Origin of the sequence: Hafnia alvei, assembly GCF_964063325.1 — a bacterium.
GTDB lineage: Bacteria > Pseudomonadota > Gammaproteobacteria > Enterobacterales > Enterobacteriaceae > Hafnia > Hafnia alvei_B.
Window position 1 is genome coordinate 4,750,272 of record NZ_OZ061315.1, and the last position, 12,860, is coordinate 4,763,131.

The following is a 12,860-nucleotide window of genomic DNA, read 5'->3' on the forward strand; positions in this document are numbered from 1 at the left end:
AATCAATACAAGGTAATCGATATAAGGCGGTTTATTTTCGAATACACTACATACAGTAGTAAACATCCTCAGCAACCTGAGACTCAGTCGCCGTTAATAAATCGCATTTAGTATCAATTTCATACGATTTTATCTGGTAGCTCATTAAGGGCAAATACTGAGATAGCTGTTGGAAAACAGAATCCCCCTGTTTCGTGAGCAGGCTCGAGGAAATGTAGCAAAGATTTGCCCACTCAAACTCAGTGATATTTTCTCTTGAAAACGATGATACCTTTTCATTATCTAGCGAAACATAAACAGCATCACGCGTTTTGGCTGCTGTCACGCCGATAATATCCTGCCTATTATTTTCTGCGCAAAACTGTTTGAAGCCTATAAATGACTCAGGTTGGAAGATAATATCAGCATCCATAAACATGCAACGCTCAGATATCCCTTCAGCCCCCATAAAATAACTCGTTAATGTAGATGTTGTACGATAGTTTGGATTTCTAACAAAAGTAATATCTTTGCGATAGCGTAAAACACACTCCATCACTTCTTGCTCTTGATAGCCAACCACAATTCTTACATCTTCAACATCCTCTAATAGCTTGAGAAGATAGGCAATTAAAGGCGTTCCGTTGATTTTTATTAGGCATTTTGGACACCCCATTCCAAGGCGACTGCCCAACCCAGCAGCCGCAATTACAGCGTGTTTAATAGTCGACATAGTGAATCCTCATGATAAACAATATAATCAGAAACGGCGATAAGGTTCGGACTAGGGTTATGCGTTAGTCCAACAGAAATAGACTTATCTGCCGCTTCGAACATCTCATAGTCGTTATTTCCATCGCCAATAGCGACGACCACTCGATTGGGAAATAACTGGCGTAATTTTGATATAGCTTGGCCTTTATGCATGATGTAATCGAGGGATATGAGTTTATCTCCCTCTGAATTTGTTTTTGAACATAAATAATTACAGCCAATCGACTCCATCAGAGGACGAATCCAAACATCGAGGTTTCCAGTTATTACATAGCATGAGTCTTTTCGTTCTTTTATGAAGCTGATTAAATTTTTGAATAACTCTGCTTCTGCAATAACGTTCTGTACTTTGTCTATCGAAATTGTTTTTAGGATTGCAAAGCGTAAACGCAAAGACTCTTCAAAGCTAATCACACCGTCAATAGTCAACTTAGTCAACACGTCAAACTCGTGTTCTAAACCCACTTCCGCAGCAATCAGCGGAAGCAGCTCTCTGCGCGTAAGTGTCCCATCCAGATCAAAACAAAATAGTGTATTCATAGGCATTCAAAAATGAAAAACATTTGTTGGGTATCACTACGGTTATTTAATGTAGAGTCATACATTAACCCTGAATCTATCAATTTAATCGACAGTGAGTTTTCATCTTGATGGCAAACACAGTCTATTAACTCCTGCTTAGTGCGATATATCGCACTGTAATGAGAGTTAAGCTCATCCGACCAATGTTTATTTAGTGTCAATCTACGTTCGATACCCACAGGCTCTCTAATATAAATTAGGCTACCCTGGGTAGTACAACTCGCAATGCCTTTAAGCATTCTGGTTATTTCAAGATCGCTCAAATAAATCATGACACCAGAAACGATCGCGTGGCTAAAAAAATCACCATTAATCATTAAATGAGATGAAACATCATCAGCTTTAAGCGTGATAAATGTGCAATTTTCATCCGCAGCGTAGGTATCATTGGCGATTGCAATCAATGAGGGAGAAAAATCTACTCCAACATAACTGACACCATAATTTGACAGTGAATCATACCAACGACCATTACCGCAGCCCACGTCGAGAACCTTGGCATCATTGGAAAGGCGTAGTTTAGGCAAAATGACATTTTTCTCATGTAAATCTCGGGCAGAAGAGATGTCATGAGGCTGGTACATTGTCATTTTCAGCTTATCTTTTTCTTCTGCTCGACCTTCAAAAAACTGATAAATACTTTGGCTATCTAACTCAATCTGTCGATCGCCATAAATTCTTGATGTAGTCATTTTCTCACCTGGCTTAATAAAACCTTGCGTATTTCATCCCCGACACTTTTCTCTGGAATAAAGATATTTTCTTTCAAAGCCTGCATACGCAAATCATATTTAGGATCATCATTAGCTAGCAGCATTTTCACAAAATCATCAATATCCTGCTCGTCGCTAGCCACATAATGGCTTTCATGGATAAACTTTGCGCTTTCATTTAATCCCCGACACTCAGAATGAGTGAGATAGAGTATCGGTTTTTTTGACGGCAAGAATTCAAGCAAGAATGAACCTGCATCAGCAAGCAGCGCATCAGCGTTAAGAAATGAATCCTGATACGATGGATTCATATCAAAAGTTATATTTTCGTACGTCTTAGCGTAGCTAATGAGGTTTTTGAACATTTCAACTACCTCACCATTACAAAGCCTAAGTCTCCCCATAAATAGAGGATGGGGCCTGATAATAAGTTTTATCGGATAATTAATGGCCATAAATAGCATAGCCATACAATAAACCTTGAACGTTGACCACCCTTTGCGCCCCTCTTCATAAAAATGAGGGGTCCAAAGTAGAACCGGAGTATGAGGCGTTTTTCCCTCTACATTCACATTCTGATATTTTCGGTAAGCATCAAATTTCGGATGCCCAGTAACATGAACTTTTTTGTTACCCGCCGAGCAATATTTTTTAAAGAAATGCTTATGCTGGGACGACCTTACAAATATCCAACTCGCTAGATTATGGCAATCCATATTGTATTGGTATGAGAGATTCTGCTCGCCATCACCAACATCGAGACCATAGGGAATATAGGCAAATTTTATATTTTCTCGTTTGAGCTCAAGACAAGAAAAACGCTCTGGTCGTGTGAAGTCATAGGGATTTTGTATAAAGACCAAATCTGGCCTTTTGTTAGCAAAATCGTAGTCCTCATGCCAAATATAATCAATTTCGCGCTGCTCTAAAAACTCTCTAGCTTCTCTGTTCTCATGATCTAACACTCCACTATGGTGGAACGGTAATAAGATTAAACGACAACAAAATCGCTTATCACTCTGAAGAACAGCGATCACTGACTCATAGTTTGTCCAGCCAGGAGCCCACTGAAATAAAAAATCTACATTAATGGTCATACGTTAATTCATATCTCAGCTAAATCAGCGCCAACCCCGTCAGCAAACTGTAATCCGCGGTGTGATCGGCATTGAACGGCACCGTTTCCGTGGACTGCCAGGCAAAATACGCGCTAAACAGCGTCACCACGTTTTCTTCGGTTAGCTGTTCGTTATCGGTTAACCACATCGCGCACAGCATTTTTAGGCGGAAGAAATGACGCGCGAGAACCAAGAATGACTCGCCATAGTTCTTAGCATCAATACCAGGGAATACGTGGTGATATAGGCTGTACAGCAACGCATTGCGCAAAATATGTGGCTGTTCGGTAAAGAGAGTTTGCGTCTGCCAAGCAGCCCCCAGCTCCTGCAAGCGTTCCGCTAAGCGTGCTGGCTGCATAATGCTTAACTCGCTGAGCTTCAGCATCATCGGCATTTTTTGCGCCAAAGGCAGATTCAGATTCAGGCGTAGCGCGCCCATGCCTTGCAGCGCTTCCAGTCGGCTATCCACAATCGGCGGTAACATACCCAGTTGCTGTTGTAGCACGCCTTGATCGGCCAACAACATCAGCTGTTCACCCATTGAAGCTATCTGCGAGCAGGATTCATCGCCTTGCTCTGACAAAGTTTGCGCTTTGCTCAACAGCACGCCGATGGCATACAGGCTGCACTCTAGGTTCATGGCGCGCTGAATGGTTAAATTGATGCACTGCTGATTCACCTGTTCTAGCCACGGGCTGAGAGCGTCTTCCGCCATAGCCTGTGTTTGAACTGGATGTAACACAAAAGCCTCAGGGTTGAGCAATGTCTCGCGCACCGCGCTCTCACAGCCCAGCATCAGGCTTTCGCGCTCTTGATTCTTGAAGCGTTGAGTGACACGCGGGTATTCGCCCTGCTCGGTTTTACACTTAGGGCAGACGCACGTCTCCTGAAGCGCCGCAAAACGAGCCACATATTCAGGCTGATAACTTTCAATCAGTTGCATTTCAATCTTCTCCAGAACAACGCCTTTGCGCGCAGCTCTTTACTTAGGTTTTCTAAAGAACCAGTGAGTGCAGTCAATTTCTTTATCCTGCAAGTAATCCCAATCACGGTTCAGGTAAGCGAAGCTGGGGTGAAATGCCAGCCAGCAATGTTGTTGCATCAGCTCTTTCCAGCGCATATCCATGCGTGCGGCTTTGGGTTCAGCACCCGCTTGCAACGAGGTTAAACATTCACGGTAGTGGGTCAGTAATGTATTGAAATAGTTGCTATTGACGGCATACGCGCAGCCGCAAAGTGCGTCATACACTCGGCCAACAGACGGCAGGCTTTCCATCAGGTGCATCTCAAAATGCTTCGCCCCCAACAGCACCACGTTCCATTCGATGTTGGGTAAGGCTTGGAGCAAACCGTTGACGTTGGCAACCGTATTCTCTTTTTTCACGAACTGAATGTCGGCGTCCAAAATCAATACGTTGCGCCATCCCTGCTGCTGCGCCTGCTCCAGTACGTGGCAATGCGTGGTGAGCTGAGAAATCTCTCGCGTTGATTCCGCTCGTTTAGGCACACAAATCAGCCGTTCAGAGGGGATACCAAACGCCATCAGCGCCTGACAACGATCGGGCAAATCGGCTTCACTAGCGGGGTCAAATAGCACCACCACTTTCTCAAAACACTCCCAATAAACAGGCTGGGTCGAAGGTGTCAGGCTTAGGCGGCGGTAATGCGCCAGCAAATTGGTATCTTGAACAAAGTCTTCCAGCGTTAGCTCAACCGGCTCACAGCTCGACATGATGTAATCTTTGTCATAGGTATTAGCACTGTGCGATACACACAAAATGGCGCGCTTGGGATCAATTTGTAATACCGGCGCGGTAAAATTATTCAGAAAGCCCTGCTCTTCAGCCAGCATCGCCTCATGCTCATAGCGATGCTTTCTGAGAAATTTTTTGTGATAGGCAAAAGTACCGTTGAGCGCATGGTTCGGCCCAAAAGGGTGAGTGCGATAGATTTTATTGAGATGGCTGTACCAAACGTAGATCTGATCGGAGCCTGAAAACAGCGCGTTGTTGCGCTGGAGTTCATCCACCTGATAAGAGATTTTTTGCGGCGAATAGTAGTCATCATCGTCGAAACAGACGATATATTCACCGTTAGCCAGATCATTGAGCATGTTGCGTTTTTCACCCAGCATCAAACGACGCTCGCTGTGGATATAGCGTACGTTCTCCGTGCTAGGGTCAACCAGCATATCAACCAGATCTTGGCTGCTGTGTGGCGAATCATCGATGATAATCAGCTCACGACGATCGGCTGGATAATCTTGATATTGATAGATATAGAGTAAATAGGGCAAAAATTCGCGGCGGTTGTAGCTTGGACACACCACGCTCACAAAAGGTTGTTCGCCTTCAATCCGATGATTTCCCTGGCGTTGGAGCAAATGGTTCATCAAATTCGACGACGTATTTTTTTTATTATTCAGTTTATTTTTCACACTTATGTACCGTATCTGATTAACGCGTCGCGGCCTGACGGCGCAACCAGCACTGGGTCGAGATCGCATCAGTCACTTTTTGAGCCTGTCGCTCACGTTCGCGCGCCACAAAATCACGGCGCTGTTCGAGTACCAGCTCCACGCTTTTTTCACGGCGAGCTTCGTGAACTAAATCTGCCTGTAGCTGCTTAGCCTGAATATCCGCCAGCGCCTGTTCCTGTCTTTGCCATTCGATTACGCGCTGAATGTTTTTCTTGTAGCCAGACTGGTTGTTCATCAGCAGTGCCGAACTTCCCTGTAGCTGTGGCACTCCGGCCGAAAGCTCAGTGAGCGCAGCGATGTTGCGTTCATAGCGCTGGCAAAGCTGCTTCTGTGAGGAGAGCTTTCCGCTGATGTCCTGTACCGCACGGTTACGCAGTTGGCGCAGCTGTTCCAGCGTTGAAATCATCTTGCTCATAGAAATACCTATCGAGTTAGGCCTTTGCCAGCAGGCAAAGATCGCTGATGGTGCCGTTAAGCAGCGCGGCGTCTGAGACTTCCTGCTGCAAGAAATTGTGGATCGCCGGGGAGAGTTTTACCGCGCGATCGGCCGTGGGATCGGCTCCCGCCACGTAGCCACCAAGAGGGATCAGCGGTTTGATACTCATATATTCGGCATACAGCTGTTTGAGGGTACGTGCCGCACGCTGGTGATCGCGTTGCGTCACCTGACTCATACAGCGGCTGATTGACTGGCCAATATCAATTGCCGGATAGTGCCCCGCTTCTGCTAAATGGCGAGACAAAACGATATGCCCGTCGAGCACCGCTCGCGCGCAGTCCACTATCGGATCCTGCTGGTCATCACCTTCGGCCAGAACCGTATAAATTGCCGTCATGGTGCCTGTACCGGTGCTGTTGCCTGCGGTTTCTACCAGCTTGGGAATGATGCCAAACGCCGAAGGCGGATAGCCTTTGGTTGCCGGAGGCTCGCCCAATGACAGCGCAATTTCACGCTGTGCCATCGCATAACGGGTGAGTGAATCCACCAGCAAGAGCACGTCTTTGCCTTTGTCGCGGTAGTAACTGGCAATCGAGTGGCAAAGCTCGGTGGCTTTGATACGCATCAGCGGCGATTCATCCGCCGGCGCCGCGACGATCACGGACTTCGCCATGCCTTCAGCGCCCAGCGAATTATCAATAAATTCTTTCACTTCTCGGCCACGCTCACCGATTAATCCAACCACGACGACTTCTGCTTGGGTATATCGGGTGATCATGCCAAGCAGCACGCTTTTACCCACGCCGCTGCCGGCCATCAGACCAACACGCTGCCCTTTACCGATGGTGAGCAGGCCATTAATAGCGCGCACGCCAACGTCTAATGGTTCTTCAACCGGACGTCGCGTCAGCGGGTGAATTTGCGCAATTTGCTGAGGTAATAAGGTATCGCCGCCAAGTTTGCCCTTGGCATCAAGCGGTTCACCTAATCCATTCACCACGCGGCCTAGCCACTGATCGCCAATCAGCACGCCTTCATCTTTTTCGGCTGGAAATACGCGCGCGCCCGCAATTAAACCGGCCGGGTGTTTGAACGGCATCAGGTAAGTGACATCGCGGTCAAAGCCGACAACCTGTGCATCCATCAACTCATGTTCAGTGCTTTCTACGCGGCAAAGTTGCCCCACTGCTAAGCGGCAGCCAACGCACTCCAGCAGAATGCCGTTGACTCGCACCAAACGTCCGGCCACACGCGCCAGATTGATGTTTTCAATGGATTTTAGCGCCTGCTCAAAGTCGGTGTTTATCATGCAACCAGCTCGTCTGCGGTATCAGGCAGTAAGCTGCTTTGCAGCACATCCATGCACTGATCGAGGCGATGCTGGCAGCCAACATCCATCTCGGAGGTGTCTGTCACTACTCGACACTCGCCCGGTGCCATATCCGCGTCCGCACACAGTCCCCACTCACGCGCCTTCTCAGGCTCCGCTTCGCTAATGCGGCGGAATTCTTCAGGGTTGAGATACACCTTGAGCTGTTCGGGGATCTGCGGCAGGCTGCTGAGCGCTTCTTCCACCAGCGTTAATAGCTGGGTTGGCTGTAATGTCAGCTCGCAGCGGATCACCTGACGTGTCACTTTTTCTACCAGCTGTAACAGCTCTTCACGGCGACGAAGTTCATAGCCATCAAGATAACGCTGTAGCTGAGCAGTGAGAGAATCAAGCGGCTCAGCGGCATCGATAAATTGCTGTTTGCCCGCCAGTTTGCCTTCGGCAAAACCTTTGCGCATTCCCTCTTCAAAACCCGTATTCGCGCCTTCCTGATAGCCTTCCTCTTTGCCTTCTTCCAGACCCTGAGCAAAGCCGCGGTTTAATCCGTCCTGAAAACCATCCATCAGTTGCTTTTGATATTCTGCCGGATCGAGCGCCTGCATTAAGTCGCCGCTTTCACTCGCTAAGCCATTGGCTTTCTGCCAGCTTTTCCGCAACGGCGGAAACTTATGCTGGCGTGGAACGGCGCTTTGACGCGCAGCGGCACGGCGGCTATTTAGCGGTGCAAAAACTGATTTTTGGTTTTCTTTATGCATAACCGTTATTCCACCGTTTGCTCAGCGAAGAGCTGTACTTGAATTTCGCCATCTTCAGCCAGCGAACGCACCGAGCTCATGATCTCTTTACGTACCTGCTCAATACGGCTAACCGGCACGGGTCCCAAGCGGGCAGTGGTGCTTTGCAGCAGTTGAACCTGACGCTTTGGCATCACGTTGAAAATGGACTGGCGTAAAACGGTTTCGGTACCTTTCAGCGCCACCGCCCAATCTTCGATCGGAATTTCATCCATCAGACGCTGCAACGTGGCGGTGTTTTGACGGCTAAGAATGAAGAATTCGTACATTTCATCTTTCAGCTCATCCACCACTTCTTCGTCACGCTCGCGCAGCTGGTCTAACAAAATCTGCTGGTTAGAAGGAATACGGTTCACAATGTTTGCCGCATGCTTAATACCGGTGACCTTCGAACCGTGTTCTGACAGCACGGCAACGCCGCGTTCGATCAGTCGATCCAGTTCATCAATGACGTCGCGGTTCACGTCATCCAGCTTAGCGATGCGGTAAACCACTTCGTCCTGACGCTCTTCAGGCAGATAAGTCAAAATACCTGCAGCCACTTCCGGCGGCAGGAAAGCCAAGAACACGGCCTGCAGCTGCAAGTGCTCTTGCTCAATCAGCGCGGCTAACTGGGGAATATCGACCCACTGCAAACGCGCCATGCGATAGCGAATTTCATCGCCATAAATACCGTTGATCACGCTGCGGGCAATTTCACCGCCGAGTGATTTTTCCAAGATCCCTTGCAGGTAAGTTCGCGAGGCGCCGTTAATGCCGCTCTGCTCCTGATAATCTTGAAAGAAGTTATTAATCGCCTGACGAGCGTGCGCCACCTTAACGCCGTGCATGCGCGCCATGGTTTCACTGATGCGAATCACTTCCTCACGGCTGAGTTTTTGCATCACGGTTGCCGCCGCTGCTTCACCAATGCTCAGCATCAAAATAGCGGCTTGCTCCACGCGGCTACGTTCGCTGTTGGCGTTCGAACCGATTCGACTACTATTGTTTTGTGCCATCACGCTCATTGCTGTTAATCCATTGTTTCAATACTTCAGCCACTCGCTCGGTTTCACGTTGAGCCAGCATTTGCATATATTCCACCTTGGTCTCCAGACCGGAGCTTTGCGGCGGCAGATTGTTGTCTTCTTGGAAGGCGATGGCATTCGGGAGCCCTTGGGTGAGTCCCTCATCCGTTGTCACCATCTCTTTTTCAAGTAGCTTGTTATCTGGCATTTCATCGGTAATCGCATCAACGGTCACAGGCTCACGTGCCTGACTGAATCGACGCGCAACCGGGCGCACACCAAATAGCACGGCGAGCAGAGCCAAGAAGCCGATTCCGCCCATCTCACCCCAGCGCTGAATAGCGGGATCTTGCCACCACGTCATCATCGGCATGTCGATATCGGCCGGAGCCGTAAATGCCATCATGTCGAGCGTGAGCGAGTCGCCGCGATCGCGGCTGATACCCGCCGCATCTTCAATTAATTTAGTGAGGCCGGTAACCTGAGTTGGCGTCCATTCGGCTAACGCCGGGGCGGCTTTATTCAACACAATGGCGACCGTCATTTTTTCTAGCTTGAATCCCGGATGACGGATATGGCGCACGTCGCGGTCGTAGGCGTAATTACGCTGAGCCTGATTGCGCGTGGAAAGCGCCTGTTGTTGGTTGTTGTTCGCATCGGTGGGAGCTGCACCTGCCGCTGGAGCTGGCGGAGCCGGACGGTTACTCAAGGAACCCGGAACGCCCATCGCTAATTCGTTGGTGGTGTTTTCCTGATTGACGCTTTCGTTGCTGATGCGCGGATCGCCGCCCAGACGTTCCTGCGTTTCTTCAACGCTGCTCATATCAACCTGTGGAACGACGCTGATACGGTAGTTCGAGGTACCCACCACGGAGCTCAGCAGATTGGCAATATTCTTTTCGGTATCGGCTTTTAGACGGTTGATCACGTCGTTGCCCTGACGAATACCGGCAATATTGGAATTACCCGCTTGGAAGCCTTCTGACAGTAAAGTGCCGTTCTGATCGACGACGCGCACGTTGGCGACTTTCATACCGGGAATGCTACCGGCAATCAGCTGCACAATCGCACCAACCTGTTGATCGTTCAGCTCTTTGCCATAGCGCAAACGCACCACCACGGAGGCGCTGCTGTCGGGTTTATTGCTCATCACAAACGAGCTGGATTCCATCAGGCCAAGATGCACGCGCGCATGCTCAACCGGATCCAACCCCATAATGCTTTGTGCCAACTCACCTTCGAGGCTACGTTTGTAACGAACGTTCTGGATAAACTGGCTGCTGCCCAGCATCTCCTCTTTGTCCATCAGCTCGTAGCCGCTTGGCATTACCGCTGAAATACCTTTGGCTGCCAGCGCCATACGGGCTTTTGGCAGGCTGCTTTCATCAATCAGAAGTTGGCCGTTATCAGGATTGATGCGGTAAGCAATATTCTCAGCGCCCAAAACTTCAACCACCTGTGAAACCGGTATGTTTTCCTGAGAACCAAATAGCGCGACATAGCCCTGATTGCTGCGCCATAAAGAAATGACAATTGCGCCGGTCAGCACAACGGCTGCGGCGCCAATCATCACCATATTTTTATTGATACCCTGCGGCAACGCGGGGATTTTTGCTTTGATTTTGTTTAACACTGACTAACCTTTAGAGGGCGATATTCATAACTTCGTCCAGCGCCGTGGTGAGCTTATTGCGCACCTGCACCATGGCAGAAAAGGCCACGCTGGCTTTCTGGCTTTCCAGCATTGCGCCGGTTAAATCATCACTTTGGCCGGTATCAATCGCCGTTTGTTTGGCGCTGGCAACATGCTGCATTTGATCGACATGGTTGATGGCGTTATTCATCACCTGACCAAACGAAACAGACTGCGGCGCTGAAGGGAACAACGAGGTGTTCGCTGGCGCAATAGTCATGTTTGGCGCAATGCCCGCCGACGCTGCCGCCGCGGTTTGCTGCATGCGTTGCATCATTTGCATCTGCGACGCCGGCATACCTAAACCTTCAATCTTATCCATCACTTATTTCCTTTACGGGCCAGTACCCTGATGTTTTTTTCCGCCCGACAAGAGTTCAAAACGTCACACTTTTGCCCGATATTAGGGGAAGGACAGCGATGGGGTCGTAGCGGCTCTAGCCGCCGGAGCGCCCCGCGGTGTTCTCACCCCGTGTATCTCGATCCAGTCAATAACACGAATACGCTTTTAGCCCCTCCCCCTTGGGGGAGGTTGGGAGGGGGTTGCCCCTACGAATAACATTCCACATCAATGCCCTCATCACGCATTGACGCGAGCCGGTAACGCAGCGCACGCGGCGTAATACCTAAAAATTCAGCCGTTTTAGATTTATTGCCTTTGTGGCGTTTCAGCAGATCGACGATGTACTGGAATTCAGCCATGCGGCCATGCAGCTTCACATTGCGCATGGCGGGAACGGCACCGCTTGCCGAAACGGGCGCATTTTCATCATAGGCAGGTAACATCGGCATTCCCGGCGCGGCTGGAATTGGTGTCGCGGCTAGGCCAAAATCACTGCCTTTAATCACGCCGTTATTACTCAGAATCAGTCCGCGCTGAATAACGTTTTCTAATTCACGCACGTTGCCTGGCCAGTTGTATTGCAACAATGCCTGACGTGCTTCATCAGTTAGCTGGGTTTTACCCGCATGGAAAGCCTGATATTTTTGAATAAAACGCAGCGCCAAAGGAATAATATCTTGGGTACGTTCACGCAGTGGTGAAATATGAATTGGCACCACGGATAAACGATAGAACAGATCCTGACGAAAACGCCCTTCAGCAATCTCAACTTGCAAATCTTTATTGGTTGATGCAATTAAACGAATATCAAGAGGGATGCGTTTGTGGCTACCTAAACGCTCAACTTCCTGCTCTTGTAATACACGTAATAATTTAGCCTGTAATGAAAGTGGCATATCTCCAATTTCATCAAGCAATAAAGTTCCACCGTTAGCCTGTTCAAATTTACCCGGAACGCTGGTCACTGCGCCGGTAAAAGCGCCTTTCTCATAACCGAATAAAATAGCCTCCAGCATACTTTCTGGAATAGCTGCACAGTTTACGCCGATATAAGGTGCATTCTCACCAAGTGCATGATGGTGAATGTACTTAGCCACACACTCTTTACCCGTACCGGTCTCACCCGTAATGAGTACAGAAACATTAAAGTTGGCCACACGACGGGCTAATGAAAACACGCTAACACTGGATGGCGCATTAGCAATAAATCCGTTCTCATTGTGAGATTTGTGATCGACGATAATATTCATTATGTATTGCAGCCTCTATAAACCGAGAGTGGCCTGCATATAATATGCAGGTATCTTAATACCGTATTAATGCGTGCTGCAAAGGTGATAACCTTAGCGTGTTTTTCTCTCTACAAGCAGTGACACATTAAAAGAGAGTAAATATCTTTACCCCTCTTCGTTACCGGCAATCCATTCTAGTTAACAATTCTAAAACATATTTATAGTTCAGTCGTATCGCCATAAAATTAATAAACATAGTGATTAGTTTACTTAGGTGACGATTCAATAAAATGGAGTATATAGATACCTTAACCATTGTCTTGTTTTTAATGAGTATTAAAAAATAAATGCATGATAATCAGCAAGATACAAAGTTA

The 12,860-nt window shown here is 48.3% G+C and carries 13 protein-coding genes; all 13 read right to left on the minus strand.

The annotated features are described in order from the left end of the window. Positions 1 to 46: 46 nt before the first annotated feature. Positions 47 to 712 carry an NTP transferase domain-containing protein gene (locus tag AB3Y96_RS22045; protein WP_072309804.1) on the minus strand — a complete coding sequence of 222 codons (666 nt, stop codon included), beginning with the start codon at positions 710 to 712 and terminating at the stop codon, positions 47 to 49. Further along, positions 688 to 1,293, minus strand: a complete 606-nt coding sequence (locus AB3Y96_RS22050) for an HAD-IB family phosphatase (RefSeq protein ID WP_072309803.1) — start codon at positions 1,291 to 1,293, stop codon at positions 688 to 690. Before AB3Y96_RS22050 ends, AB3Y96_RS22045 begins: the two co-directional genes overlap by 25 nt. After that, a complete protein-coding gene (locus AB3Y96_RS22055; protein WP_367300220.1) occupies positions 1,290 to 2,027 on the minus strand; it encodes a class I SAM-dependent methyltransferase in 738 nt (245 codons plus the stop codon). The genes AB3Y96_RS22050 and AB3Y96_RS22055 overlap by 4 nt, the downstream gene beginning before the upstream one ends. Next, a complete protein-coding gene (locus AB3Y96_RS22060) occupies positions 2,024 to 3,145 on the minus strand; it encodes a CDP-glycerol glycerophosphotransferase family protein (RefSeq protein ID WP_367300221.1) in 1,122 nt (373 codons plus the stop codon). The genes AB3Y96_RS22055 and AB3Y96_RS22060 overlap by 4 nt, the downstream gene beginning before the upstream one ends. A 19-nt stretch (positions 3,146 to 3,164) precedes the next feature. Continuing rightward, entirely contained in the window at positions 3,165 to 4,109 is a 945-nt protein-coding gene (fliB, locus tag AB3Y96_RS22065; protein ID WP_367300222.1) for a flagellin lysine-N-methylase, read from the minus strand. A 39-nt stretch (positions 4,110 to 4,148) separates the two neighbouring features. Beyond that, positions 4,149 to 5,603 carry a glycosyltransferase family 2 protein gene (locus AB3Y96_RS22070; protein ID WP_367300223.1) on the minus strand — a complete coding sequence of 485 codons (1,455 nt, stop codon included), beginning with the start codon at positions 5,601 to 5,603 and terminating at the stop codon, positions 4,149 to 4,151. A 19-nt stretch (positions 5,604 to 5,622) separates the two neighbouring features. Continuing rightward, positions 5,623 to 6,060 (minus strand): flagellar export protein FliJ, encoded by a 438-nt coding sequence (gene fliJ / locus AB3Y96_RS22075; RefSeq protein WP_025799682.1) that lies wholly within the window; start codon positions 6,058 to 6,060, stop codon positions 5,623 to 5,625. Positions 6,061 to 6,076: 16 nt separating this feature from the next. Further along, complete coding sequence (fliI, locus tag AB3Y96_RS22080; protein WP_072309799.1) at positions 6,077 to 7,393, minus strand: flagellar protein export ATPase FliI; 1,317 nt, start codon at positions 7,391 to 7,393, stop codon at positions 6,077 to 6,079. After that, positions 7,390 to 8,169: a flagellar assembly protein FliH gene (gene fliH / locus AB3Y96_RS22085; RefSeq protein ID WP_367300224.1), complete on the minus strand. Its 780-nt coding sequence runs from the start codon at positions 8,167 to 8,169 to the stop codon at positions 7,390 to 7,392. Before fliH ends, fliI begins: the two co-directional genes overlap by 4 nt. Before the next feature lie 5 nt (positions 8,170 to 8,174). Continuing rightward, positions 8,175 to 9,215 (minus strand): flagellar motor switch protein FliG, encoded by a 1,041-nt coding sequence (locus tag AB3Y96_RS22090; protein WP_072309797.1) that lies wholly within the window; start codon positions 9,213 to 9,215, stop codon positions 8,175 to 8,177. Next, entirely contained in the window at positions 9,190 to 10,848 is a 1,659-nt protein-coding gene (gene fliF / locus AB3Y96_RS22095) for a flagellar basal-body MS-ring/collar protein FliF (RefSeq protein WP_367300225.1), read from the minus strand. Before fliF ends, AB3Y96_RS22090 begins: the two co-directional genes overlap by 26 nt. Before the next feature lie 10 nt (positions 10,849 to 10,858). After that, a complete protein-coding gene (locus AB3Y96_RS22100) occupies positions 10,859 to 11,230 on the minus strand; it encodes a flagellar hook-basal body complex protein FliE (protein WP_072309795.1) in 372 nt (123 codons plus the stop codon). Positions 11,231 to 11,457: 227 nt separating this feature from the next. Next, positions 11,458 to 12,504 (minus strand): sigma-54-dependent Fis family transcriptional regulator, encoded by a 1,047-nt coding sequence (locus AB3Y96_RS22105; RefSeq protein ID WP_072309794.1) that lies wholly within the window; start codon positions 12,502 to 12,504, stop codon positions 11,458 to 11,460. Between the last annotated feature and the right edge of the window lie 356 nt (positions 12,505 to 12,860).

Excerpts from the sequence above, each read along its gene's own strand:
- AB3Y96_RS22045 (WP_072309804.1), bottom strand. The coding sequence starts at position 712 with ATGTCGACTATTAAACACGCTGTAATTGCGGCTGCTGGGTTGGGCAGT.
- AB3Y96_RS22050 (WP_072309803.1), bottom strand. The coding sequence starts at position 1,293 with ATGAATACACTATTTTGTTTTGATCTGGATGGGACACTTACGCGCAGA.
- AB3Y96_RS22055 (WP_367300220.1), bottom strand. The coding sequence starts at position 2,027 with ATGACTACATCAAGAATTTATGGCGATCGACAGATTGAGTTAGATAGC.
- AB3Y96_RS22060 (WP_367300221.1), bottom strand. The coding sequence starts at position 3,145 with ATGACCATTAATGTAGATTTTTTATTTCAGTGGGCTCCTGGCTGGACA.
- fliB (WP_367300222.1), bottom strand. The coding sequence starts at position 4,109 with ATGCAACTGATTGAAAGTTATCAGCCTGAATATGTGGCTCGTTTTGCG.
- fliJ (WP_025799682.1), bottom strand. The coding sequence starts at position 6,060 with ATGAGCAAGATGATTTCAACGCTGGAACAGCTGCGCCAACTGCGTAAC.
- fliI (WP_072309799.1), bottom strand. The coding sequence starts at position 7,393 with ATGATAAACACCGACTTTGAGCAGGCGCTAAAATCCATTGAAAACATC.
- fliH (WP_367300224.1), bottom strand. The coding sequence starts at position 8,169 with ATGCATAAAGAAAACCAAAAATCAGTTTTTGCACCGCTAAATAGCCGC.
- AB3Y96_RS22090 (WP_072309797.1), bottom strand. The coding sequence starts at position 9,215 with ATGAGCGTGATGGCACAAAACAATAGTAGTCGAATCGGTTCGAACGCC.
- AB3Y96_RS22100 (WP_072309795.1), bottom strand. The coding sequence starts at position 11,230 with ATGGATAAGATTGAAGGTTTAGGTATGCCGGCGTCGCAGATGCAAATG.